This window comes from Roseburia sp. AF12-17LB (assembly GCF_003479605.1).
Taxonomy (GTDB): domain Bacteria; phylum Bacillota; class Clostridia; order Lachnospirales; family Lachnospiraceae; genus Roseburia_C; species Roseburia_C amylophila.
In genome coordinates this window covers 22,747-43,467 of the sequence record NZ_QUHR01000012.1, presented here as the reverse complement: position 1 = coordinate 43,467, position 20,721 = coordinate 22,747, and the positions used below count along the sequence as shown (strand labels likewise).

The following is a 20,721-nucleotide window of genomic DNA, read 5'->3' as shown; positions in this document are numbered from 1 at the left end:
ATTACATTTTCTTCCTGCCTTTTTCATTGACTAATTTGCCATACCCACTACCACAGTTACCGAAAAAAGATTTTCTTCCTGTTTCAGAAAAACATCCCCGTTCATTTTATGCATCAGCTTTCTGCATATATAAAGCCCCAGTCCGCTTCCTTCCTGGCTTCCTGCATTGGAGCCACGATAGAAGCTGTCAAAAAGATGCGGAAGTTCTTCTGCCGGAAGAACTTCTCCTGTATTTTCCACGGTAATCAGCACACAGTCTTCTTCTTTTGAAATTGATATACCAATTTTTTTGCCACTACCATATTTTATAGCATTTTCTATGATATTCTGCAATACTTCCAGCAAACGTTCTGTATCTGCTTTCACCAGAGAATTCTGATACTCCCCCATGTTAAACCCTATATGAAGCTGTGAAAGTTTATCTTTATAGTATACTGTATCTCAACGGACATTTCCGATGGCATGCCTTCTTCCGTAAGTTCTTCTGCCAGGTCATCTAATTCTTTTGCCAAATCAGCCCGGGTCTTTCCTGCCATATTACCCATTGCCTGTGATACATCTGATATGTAGACATCACTTTCTTTTCCAAATGTCGTAATCAGATTCTTACTTTTCATGGTATCTGTTGTAATAACCACTCCCAGCATAAAAACGGAACAGAGGAAAAAGGACAATATAATCGTAAGGAACCGTCTTGGACTGCTTAAAATATCATTGACTGCCAGATACCAGGTACTGTTAAAACGGCTTTTTCCCAGCCGGTAAATGGATTTCTTTTTAAAGCGTTCTCCGGACTGACCGTTTCGAATAGCATCCACCGGTGTCAGCTTCTTTACTTTTCCGGTACACCGGTATGCAAACCAGATAGTAACTGCAATAACAATGACTGCTCCTATGAAATTTACCGTAATGGCATGACTGTTTCCCAACATCATATTTTCTGTCACAGACTGCAGCAGCATATTGCCAAATGGGATGCTTGCCAGGAATCCAATTGCTGCTCCCACAACAGCCAGCATCAGATATTTTACAAGATAAAGGCTTCGTATCTTAAAGTCCGTAATTCCGATGGCTTTCATGACACCGATTTCCCGGTATTCTTCTGTCACCGTAAAAGTAATCGTAAATTTCAACACTGCAAAGGATACTATCATCAAGCATACACTTAAAACCAGCACCACAAATGCCCCAATCATATCCATGACATAACATAATTTAAAAATGTCCCGTCCCCGGTTAAATAGGATGTTGGATGCATTGCTTAACAAAGAGGCTATTTCCGATGGATTGTCTGTGTCAATATAAATAATCTCGCCACGGTATTCTGCAAGACTTTCATCCGATGCAAATTTCTGATAATCCGCTTCATTTAAAATAAATCTTTTATTTCCCATAAATTCAGAACCCAGCAGCGCATCTTTTGCTTTTCCGGCAATCGTAAACTCCACACTGTTTTTGCCATGGGTAATCGTAAGTTTATCTCCCTCTTTTAAATCATTTGCATCTAAGAAATTTCCTGTGACATAGACCTCACCCTCAGGCACTTTTGTAAGCTCCTTATTATCCTTTGTGAAAAAATGTATCTCACTTTCGGAAATGGATTCTATGATCATTGCCTTGTTTGCTATATCAAGTTCTTTTCCCTCTGCCTTGATATTCCCCTTGGCTGCATACATAATATGATCCATGCGGTAGTCTTTTACATACTGACAGGTATCCAAAAGCTCCGGCACACCGCCATCCCCCTGCTGGGTCAATACTACATAATCTCCAATGTCTGCCTGATTAAGATAATAATCGGTTCCATTTACTACCGTCAGTACATTGTTCAGCCCGCTTGCCACAAACATGGCAGCTAAAATAATAAACAGCAAAATTACAATATTAATTGTTTTCTTTCGCTTTAAGTCTTTGCGTAAGATATCCCAAAACATCTTCTGCTCCTTTCTATCCTCTTAGTATACCTCAACTACGCGAAACACGCTTTGCAATTTTCTCGCTACTTGTAACAAAGAATGTGCCTTGGCACATTCCTGCGCCTGCGGCGGTCACTTGCGACATCTACCTTATACGCCGCAGTGTGCATCCTCGCGTTTTTTTACTTTGCAGGCAATTTCCTGTAAAGGGAAAAAAAGAACCGGCAAAGTTTTATTTCCTTTGCTGGTTCTACTATAACGAATCAATTATTAAAGAATCCTTAAATCTGAAAATTCTTATTTCATGCTTTCTTTTAAAATAAATGCCATCAGAAGTGCATCCGGTCCGATATGGGTTCCGATTGCCATTCCAACTTCATGTAAGCTGCTTTCTGTCAGGGAAAAAGCATCCATGGTTTCTTTCTGGAATTCCTCTCCCATTTCCGGATTATTGCTGTGAGCAAATTCTACCGGCATGCAGCTATCCACTTCTCCTTTTTTCAAAAATGCCTGCATTCCGCTTTTGGCTGCCTTTATGCCGCGGGCTTTGGAATATCCTTCAATCTCTCCATTCCGGAGCAGCAGCACCGGCTTGATTCCCATTACATTTCCCACCGCTGCAACTACCGGAGAAATACGTCCGCCCTTTTTCAAATATAATAATGTGGACGGAACACCGGTAAGATAAGTGCGGTTCTTTACTTCTTCCAAGATTCCTGCAATCTCTTCTGCACTTTTGCCTTCTTCTTTTAACTTCACGGCATACTCCACCAGAAGCCGCAAGGATAAGGATGCCTGCAGGGAATCCACGATATATATCTTTTCATATCCGCACATTTCTTTTGCCAGCACTGCTCCGTTATAGGTTCCTGAAAGCTTTGAAGAAATGAGAATCACCAACACTTCCTCGCCTGCTTCTTCTGCCGCTTCATACTTTTCTAAAAATGCTGCCGGTGATGGCTGGCTGGATACCGGAAGTTGTTCCTCGCTGCGCAGTTTCTCATAAAATGCTTTGAAATTCTCTTCTGTATTCCGGTCGAATATAACATCTGCAAAGTTTGCCGAAATCGGCACCAGATCCACGCCCATTGCCTTTGCTTCGATTTCTAATATATCAGATCCTGTATCTGTAATTATCTTCATTTTCGTCTCCATCTCTTGACTGTTGTCTGTATCTATGCCACACTATATGTGAGATAATTTATATCACATTGTTGTGGCTGCATAAGTAGCATTGTAGCATAGTTTTCCCTTTTTTCAACGGTTTGATGTGAGACATTTTATATCATTTTGTATCATGATACGGATGTGGTGCCGGTGGGTGGGACAGTCGTTTTATATTTGTTATTACGATTTGTATTTGATACATACATTGCTTCTAACGTCAAAGAGCGGTTTTTCTTGCACTGCATTTTTCTTTTGCCGATAAAGCCTGTCTTTCCAATGTTTGACAGTATGCCGGACTCTGTTCGCCTGAATGCGGATACGATATATGCAGTCTGTTAGAGACGCTTAGAATTCCGGCAGCAACCGGCAACGCTGGCACAGGGATGTGCCAGCGAGGCACATCTTAAGCATGGATGCGAATATGTGCCGGTTGCCGGAAGATACAGAATTTTTAACGGAATTCTTAGCGTCTCTTTCAGACGGAATGTGGTATCCGCAACAGACGGACAGAGCCGGCATCCGGTCAAAGCAACGGAAAGGACAGCCTGACAGCAAGAAAAATACAGTGCTAAGAAAAATAACGCTCTTTGCGTAATGAACCAATGCACATATCAAATGCAAATCGTAAGAAACGAATATCATATTCTGTCCCACCCACCAGCACACATCCATAGCACATACGAACAGGAGCATTCAAATGAAAGAAACAGACAAACGATACGAAGCGAACCGCCAGGTAAAATTAAAGATTGCCCGTGCCCTGACCAAACTCATGGACACCAAAGCATTTTCCGATATATCCGTAACCGATATTATTACCACTGCCAGAGTAGCAAGAGCTTCCTATTACCGGAATTTTCATTCCAAGGAAGAAGTGCTGATTAAAATTACGGACGATATTATGGAAGAATACCGGAAGAGGGCAGAAAAGCTTGAAAATGACTTTTTCAGCTATGAGGCAATTTTACTGATTTTCCGGTATTTTAAGACTTACAAGAAATTTATTTTAAGTGTATATAAGGCAGGTCTTGCATACATTTACTTAGACCTTTTTGATCAGGAATTAGAAAATCATATGGGTGACATGCCTTATAATGATATTCACCGGTATAAAGTCTACTTCTATTCCGGTGCGCTCTATAATGTTTTCTTAAAATGGCTGCAAAACGGAATGAAGGAACATCCTTCCGCTATGGCTTCCATGGTGACGGAAATGTTAGAACAGGGAGCCTATCCGCTAGCTTAACTGCCAGCGGACATGGCTTCCTTCTTCATCTTTTGTAATAAGAAGCTGGTCTTCCATTTCCTGCTTTAATTCTGTTACATGGGAAATGATTCCAATAAGCTTTGAGCCGCCTGCCATCTCTTTTAATACCCGGACTGCCTGCTCTCTTGCATGCTCATCCAGGGAACCAAATCCTTCATCAATAAACATCATATCAAGATGTATGGCAGCAGAATTTTCCTGAATCTCATCTGCCATGCCTAGTGCCATGGATAACGCCGCCATAAAGGATTCTCCTCCGGAAAGCGTACGGACTTCCCGCTCTTTTCCGGTCACATTGGAATATACCATAAGGTCAAGTCCCTTATTCTTTCCGATTGCAGCCTTCTTCTCATCAAACATTCTGAGTTCAAACTGTCCTGCTGACATTTCTTCAAAACGGCGGTTTGCTGCATAAAGAATCCGCTCCAGATAATAGCGTTGCACAAAGGTCTCCAAATCCATACGGCTGCCGGACACATTTCCGGAAATGACAGTATAAAGCCGTGTTATACGGTTGTGCTGCTCTAATACCTGCTGCCGCCCGCTCCATATTTCCTCTACCGCTTCTAAGATTTCCGTATCCTTCTGATTAGAAATCTCCCACTCATTGGCCGCCCTGCCTGCAAGCTTACTCTGCTCCTCTGCTGCCTTAAGTTCCTCTGAAAGCTTCTCTACGTCCGGTTTTTCTTTCTCTCCTACAGTTTCTTTCGCTGTCTCATAGCGGCTCTGATACATCGTCTTCTGATTCTGATAATCTTCCCTTTTCTGCCGCATCTCTTCCATGGCATCTATCGAATACTGCTCCACCAGCGTCTGCCATTCCAGTTTGGAAATATCTTTTTCTTCTATATATAAATCATATTTTTGCTGCTTGGCTTCTGCTTCCTTTTTCCGTTCCGGAAGTTCTCTTTCACAACGGACAATGCCTGTCTGTGTACCGGTTTTCTCTTCCTCTAAACGGCTCTTTTCTTTATCAGCCTTTGCATATGCACTTTCTGCAGAAGCCTTCTTCTCCTGTGCTTCTGCCAAGACTTCATCCGCTTCTTTTTCAGATGTATAGTCAAGGGTGCGGTTCCGCTCTGTGTAAGCTGCCTGACAACGGTCAAACTGCTCTTTTGCCAATAGCTTCTTTTCTGTTGCTTCTGTCTCTTCTTTTTGAAGTGCAATCTTTTTTGCTTCTGCCTCTTCTAATTTATGAGACAATTCCTTCTTCTTTTTTATCTCCTGAGAAAGTGTTTCTTCTTCTTTTGCAAGCTCTTTCTTTTGCGTGACAAGCCACGGTTCTATTTCTTCATCGGCTGCCGGGTGTGCTTCCTTTCCAAAGGCTTCCATTTTCTTCCTGCACTTTTCCTGTTTTTCTGCCAACTCTTTCTCCCGGTTCTCTCTTCTTACGTGACATGTACCGGCTTTTGTAGATGCTGCTTCCTGCTTCTGCTGTAACTTTGCAACCGTTTCTTCTAAAGTTTCTAACATTTCCCGGCTTAATTCTTCCTGCATTTCTACCACAATGCATGGCTTTGGATGTTCCATGGAACCGCAGACCGGGCATGGCTCTCCCTCTTTTAATTCCTTTGCTAAAATACCTGCCTGGGCATCGAAAAACCGCTTACGATATGCTTCGTATTCCTGCTGCTTTTCCTGATACTGTCCGGATGCTTCCCTATAAATCTCTTTTGCATGTTCCTCTTGTTTCTTTTCTTTACCAAGAAGCTGCTTTGATTCTGTAATCTCTGCTACGGCATCTTCGATTTCTGCAAGAGCATTTTTCTTTCCGGTAATCTGTAACTGCCTTACTTCCATTCCTTCGAAGGCTTCTGCTTCTTTCTTCCACTGCACAATATTCTGCTCTAAGACAGTGCTTTTTTCTTTTGTCTCTTTTTCCGTCTCTTCCGCCTGCTGCAAAGCATCTTTACTCTGCTCTACTTCCTGCGCAGCTTTTCTTATTTCTTTCAATGCCGCTTTCGTGCGATTTACTTTTTCTTCTATAATACTGTAATTCTTCTGCTGTGTTTCCTTTTCCGCCTCTGCTAAGTTTCTTTCCTTTTCTGCCTCTTTTAAAGCTTTCTTTATCTCCGGCAACTTTTCTTCTAATTTCTGCTGTTCTGCCTTTAAATTCTCCAGCCTCTTTACCGCTTCTTCATACTGCTGATAGAGCTGCTTTGCATCATAGGCAAGCTTTATCATCTGCTCTAACCGGGCAGTCTCTTTTATCTCCTCTTCCGCTTCAAAAAGGCGTGCCAACTCCCGCTGTGCTTCTTCCATCTGGGTAAAGGATTTTTGCAGATTTTCCGCTTCCTGCAACGCACTCCTGCAATGCTCCCGCAGTTTTTCCGCTTCCTTTGCTTCCTTCTTTTTCTTCTTTCCCTCTTCCTTAAGATACTGGCACAATTGCTGCATCAATTCTAAAAAGCGTTCCATCTCCGGTGCTTTTGCATCCGCCTGCTGCATCTTCTTTTTCAATGCCAACAGGGCTTCGGCTTCTTCAAAGGCTTCCGGTATGTCCGCATTCTCAGCTTTGGCATGAAACTTCGTACGGATTGTGGCAATCTCTGCATCTAATTTCCTTTTCCGGTCTCCTAATTCATTGGCAATCTTTTCATATTTTTCTGTGTGGAATAATTTTCGGAAAATCACTTTTTTCTCATCGGATTTTGCCCGGAGCAGTTCCATAAATTCTCCCTGGGCAATCATTGCCACCTGCATAAACTGCCCCTTGTTCAGCCCGACAATATCAATGATTTTCTGATTCGTTTCCTTTTGCGAATAAACGATTTCATCCGGCATGATTAAGGTAACGGATTCGCTTTCTTCTTTTTCACCGCTTCCCCGCTTCAATGGGCGGACATGTCTTGGCACACGGCGTACTGTATAGACGCCGCTTTCTTCTGTTCCTTCACAGAATTTCAATTCCACATAAGGCTCTGCGCCTGCTGTGGCAAACTGACTCTGCAGCTCTGTTCCACTTTTCTTATTAGCTGTGGAACTGGCTTCTCCATATAACGCAAAGGCTATGGCATCAAAAATAGTGGACTTGCCGGAACCGGTATCTCCGGTAATCAGAAATAAATTCTGGGATGGTTTTCGAAAATCAATTTTCGTCCGGTCTCCATAGGACCCAAATGCCTGCATTTCCAAGGTTAATGGTCTCATAACTCACTCTCCTCCTCTACTTTATTGATGACTTCCTTAAGAATTTCTCTCTCTTCCTCGTTCATCTCTCCGATAAACTCACAGCATAGTGAAAAGGCATCAAGCTCTGCCTCATGCCGGAATTTTTCCATTTCATAATTGGCTTTGTGCAGCGTTTCTCTTCGGATTTCCAGTAAATTGGGAAATGCATGACGCAGCCGGTCCTGCATGTCAAAGACATTGACATCCACCTTATCGGTAAGAATCACAGTTACAAAATTATCGGATGGCTGCTTTAATACTTCTTCTAATTCTCCTTCCACAATACGCACCTGACGCAGTGGTTTTAACGGAATTACTCTGGTGGAAAGCCTGCCCTTTTCTTCCAGTTCCACCATAATAATGCCCTTTTTCTGTCCCGCTTCACTGACGGAGCAGGCAAGAGGTGTTCCACAGTAACGATAACACTCTTTTCCCACGGTCATAGGCTTATGAATGTGTCCCAATGCCGCATAGTCAAACCGCTCCAACACATCCGCAGACACTTCATCAATATTTCCCACGGTGCGGATTTCGGAATCCATCCGCTCAACATCCTCCGCCGCTTTTCCTGCCGGCAAGTAGAACTGGTGGCTCACCAGCACATTCCGCTCTGCTTCATTTACATTTTCTCTTTCCAGAAGCTTATGCAAAGTTGCATCATAGGAAAGGTTGTTATCATTTTCATCCGTTCCCACAATCTGCTTTACCATAGACGGCTTCACAAAAGGCAGAAGATAAAAATTCACTTTTCCATACTTATCCGTCAATGTCACTTTCTCAATGTATTCCTCTTTCGTCTCAGGCGGCTTTCCTATCATATATAAATGCTGTCTTGATAAAATGCTTCGAAAACAGTTCACTCTTGGTGCGCTGTCATGGTTTCCGCTAACCATCATAATGACAGCCTCCGGCACCATCTCCGTCAGTTCATTGATAAAATGATCGAATACCTCTACTGCCTCTGCCGCCGGCACTGCTTTATCATAAATATCTCCTGCAATCAAAATGGCATCCGGTTTTTCTTCTCCGGCCCGCTCTACAATCTGATGCAGGATATATTCCTGGTCTTCCCTTAAATCATGATTCATTAATTTCAATCCGATGTGAAGGTCGGATAAGTGAAATATCTTCATAGCCCACGTGCTCCTTTTCTATACAAGATTATCCTGCAAAGTGAGATTATATTTTTCTCTATCTCTCCTAGGGCAGAATATATCCGAATGCATCTGCTACCGTTCTTTCTGGTATCCCTAAGCGGGTATCTGCACAAACTTTTATTGATGGACACCGGGCAAAACTCGCATCGTATTTTCCTGCTAAATATAAAGAATCAAGCTCAGACATTTGCCCGGCATCCATTTGTTTGCTGCGATACCCGCTAAGGGATACACACGAAAGAACGGTAATGCAGATGCATTCCGATATATTCTGTTCCAATAGAGATAGCCAAGTCCAACTCTTACTTTGTATTATAGCTTGTCTGTGGTGCTGCCGCAACGGACTTCTGTAGAATTATATGGCAGCATTTTTAAGCAGGAGGCTAATTCTTTAGGGGGAAAATCTTTCAACTTTCTTCACTTTATAAAAATTTCGCAGTTTTTTTATTGATTTTATGACTTATTTATGTATAATAATTATGATGACGTAACTAGGATTTATAGTTTCTCAGTCAAGATATCATAAAAACCTGCTTTTTGCGGGCGATTATCATATTACTATATTTAAAGGAAAGAGGTAAAAACAAAATGGCAGAAATCAATTTAAGCAAGTATGGCATTACTGGAACAACAGAAATTGTCTACAACCCATCCTACGAAACATTATTCGCAGAAGAGACCAAGCCAGAACTGGAAGGCTATGAAAAAGGTCAGGAAAGTGAACTTGGCGCAGTCAATGTTATGACTGGTATCTATACAGGTCGTTCCCCTAAAGACAAATTCATCGTTATGGACGAGAACTCCAAAGACACTGTATGGTGGACATCTGATGAATACAAGAACGACAACCATCCAGCATCTGAGGAAGCATGGAGTGCTGTAAAAGACATCGCTATCAAAGAACTTTCTAACAAAAAACTTTATGTAGTAGATGCTTTCTGTGGTGCTAACAAAGATACCCGTATGGCTATCCGTTTCATCGTAGAAGTAGCTTGGCAGGCACATTTCGTAACAAATATGTTCATCCAGCCTACTGAAGAAGAATTAAAGAACTTTGAGCCGGACTTCATCGTTTACAATGCTTCTAAAGCAAAAGTTGAAAACTACAAAGAATTAGGATTAAACTCTGAGACAGCAGTAATGTTCAACATTACAAGCCGTGAGCAGGTTATCGTTAATACATGGTACGGCGGAGAAATGAAAAAAGGTATGTTCTCTATGATGAACTACTATCTGCCATTAAAGGGCATCGCTTCCATGCACTGCTCTGCTAACACAGATATGAACGGTGAAAACACCGCTATCTTCTTCGGACTTTCCGGAACAGGTAAGACAACCCTTTCAACCGATCCTAAGCGTCTCTTAATCGGTGATGACGAGCATGGTTGGGATGACAACGGCGTATTCAACTTCGAGGGTGGATGCTACGCTAAGGTTATCGACCTTGACAAAGATTCCGAACCTGATATCTACAATGCGATCAGACGTGACGCTCTTCTTGAGAACGTAACATTAGATGCTGACGGAAAAATCGATTTTTCTGATAGGAGCGTAACAGAAAACACCCGTGTATCTTACCCAATCAACCACATTAAGAACATTGTCCGCCCGATCTCTTCTGCTCCAGCAGCTAAGAATGTCATCTTCCTTTCCGCAGATGCATTCGGAGTACTGCCTCCAGTATCTATCTTAACTCCAGAGCAGACTCAGTACTACTTCCTGTCTGGATTTACAGCAAAACTTGCTGGTACAGAGCGTGGAATCACAGAGCCTACACCTACTTTCTCAGCATGTTTCGGACAGGCTTTCTTAGAGCTGCATCCTACAAAATACGCTGCAGAGCTTGTTAAGAAAATGGAAAAGAGCGGAGCTAAGGCTTACCTCGTAAATACAGGATGGAACGGAACCGGAAAACGTATCTCCATCAAAGATACCCGTGGTATCATCGATGCTATCTTAAGCGGAGCTATCTTAACCGCTCCTACAAAACAGATTCCATTCTTCAACTTTGAAGTTCCTACAGAGCTTCCAGGCGTTGATTCAGGCATCTTAGATCCTCGTGATACTTACGCAGATGCTTCTGAATGGGAGACAAAAGCATTAGATCTTGCTGACAGATTCATCAAGAACTTTGCTAAATACGAAGGAAATGAAGCTGGTAAAGCTCTTGTTTCTGCAGGTCCTCAGAAATAATTTTCCTGATAAGGAAATCAATAGAAACGGAAAACCGGATGTGATTCCACATCCGGTTTTCTTTATCTGTTTCCTATTTTGCTGCCAGATCCTTTACTACTTCACCTGCGATAATCAGTCCAGCGACAGATGGCACAAATGCCACACTGCCCGGAATATCACGCCGCTCCGTACATTTATGGGCTGCTCCCGGCGGACAGATACAGTTGGTTCTACAGCTGATTGCCATATCTTCAACTGGTCTGGTTGGCTGCTCTTCGGAATAAACCACCTTAAGCTTCTTTACGCCACGTTTCTTTAACTCACGGCGCATTACTTTTGCCAGCGGGCATACCTTTGTCTTATAAATATCTGCCACACGGAACTGACTGGCATCTAACTTATTTCCGGCTCCCATACTGCTGATAATCGGCACATTCATCTCCTGTGCCTTCATAACCAGTGAAATCTTCGCTGTTACCGTATCTACTGCATCTACGATATAATCATACTCTTCAAAAGGAAATTCATCCGCATTTTCCGGCAGGAAAAAGCATTTATGCACTTCTACCCTGGCATCCGGATTAATCTCTAAAATACGGTCTTTCATGACGTCTGTTTTATATTTTCCAACGGTCTTTCTGGTTGCAATAATCTGACGGTTGAGATTCGTCAGGCATACCTTGTCATCATCAATCAGATCAAAAGCTCCAACTCCGCTTCTTACCAGTGCTTCGCAGACATATCCACCTACTCCGCCAATTCCAAATACTGCAACCTTTGCATTCTTTAATTTTTCCATTGCTTCTTTTCCAAGCAATAGTTCGGTTCTTGAAAACTGTGTCAGCATCTTCTATCTCCTCTTCTTTGACTACGCTACATTTTACCGCGTCCTTATGTTCTTTGCAACAGAAAAATGCTGCACTCCCATTTCTGAAAGTACAGCATTTTTATTTTTCATTTCATGACTTTTCTATTTCCGATATATCCCTTTTCACTTATTTCATACGGCGTCCTGCATTTAATCTGCCATATGCTCCCGCAGCTACTCCTGCCGCAGCAATCAGTACAAGAAGATATAGGAATATCTGATTGTCGTCTCCGGTTTTAACCTGTGTGCTGCTATCAGACGTTGTTGCTGCCGGTGTCTGTACCGAAGATGCGCCTGGCAATGTTGTAACAACATTACTTCCGGCGGTTAATGTCGTTCCATTATTATTTTCATTTGGCGTGCTTCCACCTGGTGTATTTTCCAGATTATTTCCGCCGCCCGGGTTTGACGGGTTTAAGCTGTCGGAAGAAGGAAGTCCTTTTTCTACTACAATCTGTGTTGCAGAAGACGCATAATAATTGCGTGTTTCCTGATAACGTACCAGATAAGTTCCGTCGGTAAGTCCGTTCAATTCATTTTCTGTAATTGCGGTATAGGTAGTTCCATCAATACTGTATTCCATCTCCGCATTCACACCACGAATCTTTCCATCATTTTTGCCATCAATGGTTTCTGCTACTGCGGTAAGTCCTGTTGGTGCTCCACGATGTGCTTTGGTAATGCTGAAGTATTTTGTTACACTGCCTAAAAAGCGGGAACCACTGATAATTGCTGCAGCTGTATCACCCACTTCAATATTGTCAATATAAGTAACCGTAAAATCCCTTCCTTCAGTTAATGTCATTCCATCATACGTTACGGTTACAGCCGGCTCTTTTCCTGTGCCATCATAGACAAAGGCAGCCGGGCTTAAAGTAATGTCCGCTTCTGCCAGCTTCTTATTACGAAGTACCAGATTTTTGGCACGATTTCCGGATTCATCCAGTACTGTAATATCAGTATCAACAAAAACTGAATATCCGAAAGGAATTAATTTGTCCAATGCCTGTTCCATTGCTGGTACATTTTTATAGTTTGCCAGACCACTTATCATGTTTTCTACTGTAATTACAGAATCGTCATCCGGTGCTATTGTAATCATTTCTACAAAGAATGAGCAAGGGGATGCCTGTGAACCTACATGAAGTCTACTGCTCTTTAATTCCAGACCACCATTTGCAGTCCAACTTATCTCATGGATATCCGCTTCCACATTTTCTAATGTACATTTATCAGAAAGACTAGTATTTGCATCATTGAGCATTCTCAGGTTAAGCTTTCCATTGGAAACGCTTAAGTGATTCATGATATTAAATGCATCTAATGTTAAACTCTTCCCATTTAAATCAAGATTTACAGCCTTATATACAGAGGATAAATCAATTGTTTCACTGCTGTTCTTATAATCAACTAATAATTTTACAGTATTGTCTGCATTGGCATTATGGAATGCATCGGACAGGCTGTTATAATTTGTTACATTTCCGCTGGCATCTACAATAGCAGCCACCGGCTCCTGGTCATCACAAACAACACATTTTCCATTGATACGCTTTGGATGCGTACATCCGCTGGCAGTATATACGGTTCCATCTACGATGGCTCCTTTCTTTGTGCCGTCTACAAGCTGGATTACACCTGTTGCAGGAATCCCTTTCACCATGGAAGTTAATGCTGTTCCTTCCGTATTTCTCTTTAACGTAACCGTTCCACCTGCATTCAGGTCGACTGCATTCAAAGTCGAAATTACATATGTGCTGCCTTCCTGTTCTATTGTAATATCCCCATCAGTACACTCAATACTTCCACCTGCTCCACCCCAGGTAAGTGATGAATTTGTTGTTCCATTCTGTTTCAGTGTTACATCATTCTTTGCCTTTATATCAAGTTCTGCCTGAAACATCGGTACAGTTGCATTAGTTGAAATGCTTACTGCTCCTGCCAATGCCCGAATCGTCAGCTTACCATCTTGCATGACAGAGTTTGCAGTCTGTTCTATTGTAACATCCCCATTGGTTGAAGTTAAGCTCACCTGTGGATTACTCTTGCTTGTTATTCCCTTCGCTGATTTTAAAGAAATATCTCCTGCAGCTTCAATCGTAAGATTACTGTCAGTCAACACCCCTGTGCTGGTATTTTCCAGTTCCACCTTTCCACCGGTATTTTTCAGGGTAACATTTTCTGCATGGAAAATTGGATAATAATCAGATGCAGAACTTAATGCAAGGTCTCCTTCTGTCTGTGTCAGGTTCAGTGTGGATACTCCACTGTCAATCATACCACATGGTGCGGTTATCGTAACTTTCTTTCCACTTAAATCAACCACTCCACTGCTCAAAGCAATTGGCTCTGAAGACGTTGATGCAGTTTCCAGTGTAATATCACCGGTTGTATCTATCTCAAATCTGCTGCCACCGTTTATTACATTACTATTACTTGTCACCTTAAAATTTCCGGTAAAATCCTTTGTGACAACGGCAGCACCGGTTCCGGCTAACAGAAATGCAGGAGAAGTTCCTTCTACAGTAAAATTTCCTGCTCCGGAAATTGTTAAGTTTCCGCCTGTTACTGTCACCGGATTCGGTCCGGAAGTAGCAATCTCCATATCATTATATACAGTCATGGTTGCCGTATCTTTATCAAAATAAATATAACCACCACTTTCCGGTTCTTCCCCTACTTTATCGACGCCACGAATCGTTGCAGATGGTCCCGGTGTAGAAGGAGGATCCACCGCCTTCACATACCAGCCCGTCTCTAATGTTGTAATTCCTATTTGAACGGATGCCGGCGTATCCTCTGCCTTTACCAATAGTCCGGCAGCATCTCCCATAAATAAGCCTGTCATCATAGCCAATGCCATCAAAAATGCCAGACATCGTTTTTTTCGTTTCTTTCCCATATTTCCTCTCCTTTTTTTATTTCTATTTCTTTTGTTCACACAGTTTCTATCTTAAGAAAACGCTTAAAATTTTGCAACCAATTCTTCCAAATTGTGATTTTATCTTCCTGATTGTCGATAAAAAATGATTTTTATTTTCTTTCAATATGTTATACTTGTTTCGTATCCGGTGTTTTTTACTTTTTATATACAGGAGAATAATTATGCAGATTTACTTATGCGAAGATTCTGAAAGCGATGCCTTACGGCTGAAACATCATCTGAATACATATGCCACGAAACATCATTGTAATATGGAGATTCTACTTTTTTCTTCGGGCGAAGAGATGATTCAATATTATAAGGAAGAAAAGCGTTATCCGGTTCTGCTGTTTTTAGATATCTATATGAATAACCAGGATGGTGTGGAAACAGCACGTATCCTTCGTTCACTGGGCTATGAAGGTGGCATTATTTTCACCACTTCTTCTACGGAACATGCCATGGCAAGCTATGAGGTAAATGCTCTTTACTATCTGCAAAAACCTTACTCACACACAGATTTTCTCAATGCCATGAGCCGCTGCGATACGCTTTTAGAGGAATCCAATGAAGTATTTACCTTTTCTGTCCGTAGGAAGGAATATTCTCTTCCTTACTCAGATATTCTCTTTTTTGAAACCGGGCAGCACAATGTCCTGCTGCACGCTATATCAGAGACTTTTACGATTCCCGGAAACCTGACACAGCTTACCGAGGACTTTGCCTCTGTTGCCTGTTTTCTTCCGGTTGGCCGCAGCTATCTGGTAAACCTAAACCATGTCACTGGAATTCTGCAGCACGACCTTATTATGGAAGACCACTCCATTGTGCAGATTCCTTTTCGTAAACGTGACGAGGTAAGCAAGGCCGTTAATAGCTGGTTTGCAAAGCTTGAGAAAGAGCCAACTCCTCCCGGCTTATCCTAAGGCCAGATATTTCCCATGTTTCCAATGTACTCCTATTGCGAAAATGTTACAGACTTGTTACAATTCATTTGTACTTAGCTAAGACATGATTTCAAAGAAAATAAGGAGGACGAAACTATGTGTTTTAATTTCAATAGCTGTTCCGAGTTATTTAACACAATCTGCAAATTATTCAGACTCGGATGTTAATATGTTTTATGCGATTTGCATAATCACCAAAAAGGCTGTAACCCTTGAAAAATCAAGGATTACAGCCTTTTTTCTAGTTAAGCTGGCAACGGGAATCGGACCCGTGACCTCCGCACTACCAATGCGACGCTCTACCGACTGAGCCATGCCAGCAATTCTGTCGGAACTAATCCCGACTTGTAATACTATACTATAGAGAGCTATGATTGTCAATACTTTTCTACAGCATAATGTCAGATTTTTCTTTGCTATGCTCAATCTTCATATTTAACTTCCGGAACGGAACTGCAATTACAAGTCCAATCAGAAGTGAAATTATAATATAGATGCCCAAGATGCCGAGGCATTTCCAATAAGTCATTCCATACATACCACCGATGGTCTCCCGCAGGGCATCCATTCCATAAGGGAATGGGAAGAAACGGTAAATCCGCTGATAGATTGCCGGCAGTACTTCGATTGGGAAGGAACCGCCTGCTCCTGCTACCTGGATAACCATAATGACTACCGCCAAAGCCTCTCCGACATTTTCAAAGGCTACCGTTAATGCATACATAAATAAGGTAAATACAAAGCTGCAGCATGCGCAGGCAAGCCAGAATAAGAATGGGTTATGGCATTGTATCTTAATATAAAACAAATCTCCCAGTGCAGTAATCAATGCCTGCACCTGTCCAATCAGGAAGAATGTAATATATCTTCCAAAGAATTTCTGGTAAGGTTTTGCATCCGGTATTTTCTCATCCGGAAGTACCTTTACATGAATGATTGCCACCAGAATCAACGCACCTACCCACAATGCCAGTACCGTATAGAACGGTGACATTGCCGAACCATAATTGGAAATCGGATAAATCTCTTTCGTCTCCATATTGACCGGAGAAGATAAGAAATCTCCTAACAAAGTCGGGTCGGTCTCTAAAATTTTCATCAAAGCCTGATACTGGTCACTGATTTCCAGAGCACTGAGACTTGTAATCACACTGTCAAGTCCGGTCTTCATTTCCTGTGCTGCTGCCAGTGAATCACTTAAGCTTTCATTTCCCTTATCGAGGGTTTCACTATAAGCATCCAACACTTCCGATACTTCATCAAAATCTCCATCGACACCATTTAAAATTGCCTGTGTCTGATTCAGCGACCCCTGCATGGACTGAATGGTTGTCTCCAGCTGACCTTTTACCGAATAGTCAAACGTATCTTTTAAAGCTTTTATTTTGGTCTTACAGGAAGTTATTTCGGTAGATATTTCAGTGTTTAAAGTATCCTTTGCAGTATTTAAATCTGTGACATTATTCTGGACACTGTTTAAATCTGCTTCAATTTTATCTAACTGTGCTTCGATTTCTGCAATCTGACCGGAAACACTTTCATCATCCTTCCAGTCTGCCACACTGTTTTCAAATAACTGACGGATCAGCGGCATCATATTAATTGCGCTCTGCAGTCCGCCGGAAGATAAATCACCATAGTTATCCAACTGATCTAAGGCATTCTGTATCAGCGTATTGATATTGTCAAGGCTGTCGGCTGCTGTATTAAGATTTGCTGAAATAACCTCAGCCAAAGCACTGGCATTAAGGCTGCCGGAATTCAATGCTCCCTGCATGGTATTTACCGTATTCGAACCATCATCTACCATCGTATTCAGATTCGGCAGCATAACCTGTGTCGTATCAATCAGGCTGGATGCCGAATTGGTAATGCTGACAAAAGAATTTAGCAATGCAATATAGCCGTCCAAATCTCCGCTTAAATCATTAAGCTGTGTCAGGAAAAGATTCATCATAGAGCCGGAATCCATTCCATTTTCTACCATGACATCATTTACCTTTAACATGACTTCTGCCAGAGTGCTGACAAAGGTTGCATTAACCTGCTCCTGTACTGCCGTTTTTGCCTTGGATGTAATCTTTGGTGCAATGGCATTTTTCTTCTCATTTTCATAATAAATAATCTGCGGATTCTGTACTTCTCCGTTAAGGAAGCTTATCATTTTCTCGGAGAAATCCTCCGGAATAATCAGTGCCGCATAATATTCACTGCTGTATACACCGTCGGTTGCTTCATCCATGGTATCAGTAAACTGCCAGCCCATAGTCTGATTGGCTTTCAGGGCATCAATGACGCTGTCTCCGATATTTAAAGACAGACCTCCCATGTCAATTCCCTCATCTGCGGAATATACTGCTATCTTAAGATTTGATGTAGATTCCGGTCCATACGGGTCCCAGTTGGACAATATATTAAACCATGCGTACAGTGACGGAATAATAGAAAGACCTATTACAATAACCACTGCTACCACATTGGTGCTGACTCTCTTAAAATCCTGATAAAAGATTCTAAAAATATTTTTCATGTGTTATCCCTCTGCTACTCCTTTGTGCTATCCGTTAAAAGTTCCTGCTCTGCCGTCTGAAGTACGGTACGAATCCGTTCTTCTACCTGGGCAATTCCATCACCAATCAGTGCATCTCTCTCCTGCTGCTCCCGGTTAGAAATCTCATTTAATTTTTCCTGTAATTTATAGTCCGAATATTCTACGAAAATTAAATATCCTGCCAGAATAAACAGCGATACAATCCACAGAATCAAAAATACAATTTTTGAGCTTTCTGTCCAGAATAACAATGCCAGGAAAATCAGTGGAATAATGATAAGGCACCGCAATCCGATGCGGATACGTTTCTGGTTCTTCTTATGAATCTCCTTCTCATAGCCTAAAAGCATGTCATAAAGCTTTTCATAATCTTCTTTCTTTTCCATCTGCTCTTCACCTGCTCTCTTACATCATCTTCGTATCTTTCATTCGCTTTTCCACGAAATGATTGATACCCATAAATGGTACGCGAATCAGCAGTCCGATTAACAATGCCGCTGCTGCGAAAATCAGAAGCTCTGCCAGATTCTTCTCATAGGCTCCGCCATACATGCCGCCAATGGTTTCACGCATGGCATTAATGGCATATGGGAATGGGAAGAAAATATATACCCGCCGGTAAAATTCTGGCAATATCTCTATCGGATACGTTCCACCGGAACCTGCAATCTGGATAACGACCATTACAACCACCAGTGCTTTTCCGATATCGCCAAAGGAAAGTGTCAGCGCATAGATTAATAAGGTAAAGGTAAAGCTCGTCAGCGACGCCGCAAACCAGAACAATACCGGATTCTTCACCTGACAATGTAGCAGATAAATATTACCCAGCACAATAATCAATGCCTGTATCTGTCCCATCACAAAGAAAATGAGATATCTTCCAAGGAAAAGCTGATAACGCTTCGGATTCGTCAGATCCTTCTCAGAAGCCTTCACCTTAATCAGGGAAACCAGTACGATACCGCCTACCCAGAGTGCCAATGTCGTATAAAATGGTGCTACCGCAGAACCATAATTTTTAATCTCATAAACCTGCTTTGTCTCCACTTTTACCGGCTGTGCAAAGAATTTACCATAGGATTCCGGATCGCCGCCCAAAAGTTCCATGATAATCTGCATCTGTTCATCTTCCGATGCTTCATTCAGCTTGCTGATTGCCTCTTCTATCTTTGTATCACAGGTCTTCAGCAATGTCTGAATCTGTGTAAAGCTTTCATCTGTAGCATCTACCATATCTAAGGTTCCATCGAAAATGGTTTCCATGTCACCTAATGTATTATTCAGATTATTCAAAAGATTGGTTACATTGACCAGTATCTGGGATGCCGTATCCAATATTCCGGATACTCCAGGCACCAGATTATTGGTGTATACATTCTTCATATTTTCAATGGTCTTGCTGCAGGTAGACAATGCTGTATTCATTCCGCCTGTCACAGTATCTACCGCATCTTTTACTGCATCTGATGCATTGTCCGGCATCAGTGTCTCTAAAAGCTTCTGCATTTCTTCTGCATCCTGCTTCAACGCATCAATCTGTGACATCACATCATCCATATCCGTTTTCTGCTCGTCCGTAAAGCTCTCATCTGTCTTGAGTCCACTGATTGCTCCATAAAGCGACTGCAACTGGTCATTTAAAGTCTTAATATCATCCGTTGTTGTCTCAATACTTTCAGTTGTCTTCTTGGCAGAATCTCCCAGCCCGGCATTGGTAATATCCGTTGAAATCTTATTCAAAGAATTCTCAATATCCGTTAAGGTTGTCTCCACATTCTTGGAAAAATCTGAAAGTGTAGTATCCGTACTGTCTAATTGTGTCTTTGTTCCATTTAGGGAATTTACAGCTGAATCAATTTTATCTTCCACCTTTGACACACTGGAATTGGCTTCATCAATCCCTGCGCTCAGTTCTTCATTTCCGGATAGGAAGCTGTCTATCATGGCATCATAGTCCTTTAAATTCTGGCTGAGCTGCTCTAATTTCTGGCGGAATCCATCCACACCGCCATCTTCACTTATTTTCTCAGAAAGATTATCCATCTGGGCAAACATGGCACTTGCCGCTGTCTCAAGAAATGTCTCATTGATACTGGACTTTAATGTGCTCACTGCAGTATCGGTAATTTTCGTTGCAATGGCATTTTTCTTCTCATTCTCATAATATGTAATGGTCGGATTCTCCAGACCTTCTGTAAAAATACTGAACATGCTCTCGGAAAAACGGTCACTTATAACTACTGCCGCATAATATTTTCCACTTTCTACTCCGCTGATTGCTTCATCAGAGCTGTCTACAAACTGCCAGCCTATGGACTTATTCTCCTTCAACTGCTCCATCACCTGAGCACCCATGTTGACGGTTGTGCCATCCTCTAATTTCATTCCTTCATCTTCAGATGCCACTGCAATATAGATATTTCCGGTGTTGGCATAAGGATCCTCGTTGGAATAAATATTAAACCATGCATACAAAGATGGAATAAAACACAATCCGATTGCAATGACCAGTGCGAAAAAATTCCTGCAAAGTCCTCTTACGTCCTTACGAAAAATGTGAATGATATTTTTCATGC

General features: G+C 41.9%; 13 protein-coding genes and 1 tRNA gene. 3 read left to right on the top strand and 11 right to left on the bottom strand.

What is annotated here, in order from left to right:
* Positions 1-30: 30 nt before the first annotated feature.
* The 3 genes from DWV68_RS12545 to DWV68_RS12535 form a co-directional block, all read right to left on the bottom strand.
* Positions 31-390: a sensor histidine kinase gene (locus DWV68_RS12545; protein ID WP_117947796.1), complete on the bottom strand. Its 360-nt coding sequence runs from the start codon at positions 388-390 to the stop codon at positions 31-33.
* An 8-nt stretch (positions 391-398) separates the two neighbouring features.
* Positions 399-1,934, bottom strand: coding sequence for an ABC transporter permease (locus DWV68_RS12540; protein ID WP_118087213.1), 1,536 nt, complete (start codon positions 1,932-1,934; stop codon positions 399-401).
* Between the two features lie 279 nt (positions 1,935-2,213).
* Positions 2,214-3,059: a DegV family protein gene (locus DWV68_RS12535; RefSeq protein ID WP_158561480.1), complete on the bottom strand. Its 846-nt coding sequence runs from the start codon at positions 3,057-3,059 to the stop codon at positions 2,214-2,216.
* Positions 3,060-3,780: 721 nt separating this feature from the next.
* On the opposite strand from DWV68_RS12535, the gene DWV68_RS12530 reads away from it, so the two are divergent.
* Positions 3,781-4,329: a TetR/AcrR family transcriptional regulator gene (locus DWV68_RS12530; protein WP_118087210.1), complete on the top strand. Its 549-nt coding sequence runs from the start codon at positions 3,781-3,783 to the stop codon at positions 4,327-4,329.
* On the opposite strand, the gene DWV68_RS12525 is transcribed toward DWV68_RS12530, so the two are convergent.
* Together DWV68_RS12525 and DWV68_RS12520 are read right to left on the bottom strand one after the other, a co-directional pair.
* Positions 4,321-7,500: an AAA family ATPase gene (locus tag DWV68_RS12525; protein ID WP_118087209.1), complete on the bottom strand. Its 3,180-nt coding sequence runs from the start codon at positions 7,498-7,500 to the stop codon at positions 4,321-4,323. The two genes, DWV68_RS12530 and DWV68_RS12525, sit on opposite strands and share 9 nt — an antisense overlap.
* The gene (locus DWV68_RS12520) at positions 7,497-8,654 is read right to left on the bottom strand and encodes an exonuclease SbcCD subunit D (RefSeq protein WP_118087208.1); all 1,158 of its coding nucleotides are present in this window, start codon (positions 8,652-8,654) and stop codon (positions 7,497-7,499) included. The genes DWV68_RS12525 and DWV68_RS12520 overlap by 4 nt, the downstream gene beginning before the upstream one ends.
* 612 nt (positions 8,655-9,266) lie before the next feature.
* Between DWV68_RS12520 and pckA the strand changes: the two genes are divergently transcribed.
* Entirely contained in the window at positions 9,267-10,871 is a 1,605-nt protein-coding gene (gene pckA, locus DWV68_RS12515) for a phosphoenolpyruvate carboxykinase (ATP) (RefSeq protein WP_118087207.1), read from the top strand.
* A 73-nt stretch (positions 10,872-10,944) separates the two neighbouring features.
* On the opposite strand, the gene DWV68_RS12510 is transcribed toward pckA, so the two are convergent.
* Together DWV68_RS12510 and DWV68_RS12505 are read right to left on the bottom strand one after the other, a co-directional pair.
* Positions 10,945-11,700, bottom strand: coding sequence for a tRNA threonylcarbamoyladenosine dehydratase (locus tag DWV68_RS12510; protein WP_022242242.1), 756 nt, complete (start codon positions 11,698-11,700; stop codon positions 10,945-10,947).
* Between the two features lie 148 nt (positions 11,701-11,848).
* Complete coding sequence (locus tag DWV68_RS12505; protein WP_118177238.1) at positions 11,849-14,623, bottom strand: hypothetical protein; 2,775 nt, start codon at positions 14,621-14,623, stop codon at positions 11,849-11,851.
* Positions 14,624-14,826: 203 nt separating this feature from the next.
* On the opposite strand from DWV68_RS12505, the gene DWV68_RS12500 reads away from it, so the two are divergent.
* Positions 14,827-15,570: a LytR/AlgR family response regulator transcription factor gene (locus tag DWV68_RS12500; protein ID WP_158565796.1), complete on the top strand. Its 744-nt coding sequence runs from the start codon at positions 14,827-14,829 to the stop codon at positions 15,568-15,570.
* Positions 15,571-15,839: 269 nt separating this feature from the next.
* On the opposite strand, the gene DWV68_RS12495 is transcribed toward DWV68_RS12500, so the two are convergent.
* The 4 genes from DWV68_RS12495 to DWV68_RS12480 form a co-directional block, all read right to left on the bottom strand.
* Positions 15,840-15,912, bottom strand: a tRNA-Thr gene (locus DWV68_RS12495).
* 67 nt (positions 15,913-15,979) lie between these two features.
* Positions 15,980-18,121, bottom strand: a complete 2,142-nt coding sequence (locus tag DWV68_RS12490; RefSeq protein WP_118177240.1) for a YhgE/Pip domain-containing protein — start codon at positions 18,119-18,121, stop codon at positions 15,980-15,982.
* A 14-nt stretch (positions 18,122-18,135) separates the two neighbouring features.
* A complete protein-coding gene (locus tag DWV68_RS12485) occupies positions 18,136-18,528 on the bottom strand; it encodes a hypothetical protein (protein WP_197420863.1) in 393 nt (130 codons plus the stop codon).
* A 19-nt stretch (positions 18,529-18,547) separates the two neighbouring features.
* Entirely contained in the window at positions 18,548-20,719 is a 2,172-nt protein-coding gene (locus DWV68_RS12480) for a YhgE/Pip domain-containing protein (protein WP_118177241.1), read from the bottom strand.
* Between the last annotated feature and the right edge of the window lie 2 nt (positions 20,720-20,721).

Bases quoted from the DNA above. Each gene is read 5' to 3' on its own strand.
- DWV68_RS12545 (WP_117947796.1), bottom strand. From the start codon at position 390: ATGGGGGAGTATCAGAATTCTCTGGTGAAAGCAGATACAGAACGTTTG.
- DWV68_RS12540 (WP_118087213.1), bottom strand. From the start codon at position 1,934: ATGTTTTGGGATATCTTACGCAAAGACTTAAAGCGAAAGAAAACAATT.
- DWV68_RS12535 (WP_158561480.1), bottom strand. From the start codon at position 3,059: ATGAAGATAATTACAGATACAGGATCTGATATATTAGAAATCGAAGCA.
- DWV68_RS12530 (WP_118087210.1), top strand. From the start codon at position 3,781: ATGAAAGAAACAGACAAACGATACGAAGCGAACCGCCAGGTAAAATTA.
- DWV68_RS12525 (WP_118087209.1), bottom strand. From the start codon at position 7,500: ATGAGACCATTAACCTTGGAAATGCAGGCATTTGGGTCCTATGGAGAC.
- DWV68_RS12520 (WP_118087208.1), bottom strand. From the start codon at position 8,654: ATGAAGATATTTCACTTATCCGACCTTCACATCGGATTGAAATTAATG.
- pckA (WP_118087207.1), top strand. From the start codon at position 9,267: ATGGCAGAAATCAATTTAAGCAAGTATGGCATTACTGGAACAACAGAA.
- DWV68_RS12510 (WP_022242242.1), bottom strand. From the start codon at position 11,700: ATGCTGACACAGTTTTCAAGAACCGAACTATTGCTTGGAAAAGAAGCA.
- DWV68_RS12505 (WP_118177238.1), bottom strand. From the start codon at position 14,623: ATGGGAAAGAAACGAAAAAAACGATGTCTGGCATTTTTGATGGCATTG.
- DWV68_RS12500 (WP_158565796.1), top strand. From the start codon at position 14,827: ATGCAGATTTACTTATGCGAAGATTCTGAAAGCGATGCCTTACGGCTG.
- DWV68_RS12490 (WP_118177240.1), bottom strand. From the start codon at position 18,121: ATGAAAAATATTTTTAGAATCTTTTATCAGGATTTTAAGAGAGTCAGC.
- DWV68_RS12485 (WP_197420863.1), bottom strand. From the start codon at position 18,528: ATGGAAAAGAAAGAAGATTATGAAAAGCTTTATGACATGCTTTTAGGC.
- DWV68_RS12480 (WP_118177241.1), bottom strand. From the start codon at position 20,719: ATGAAAAATATCATTCACATTTTTCGTAAGGACGTAAGAGGACTTTGC.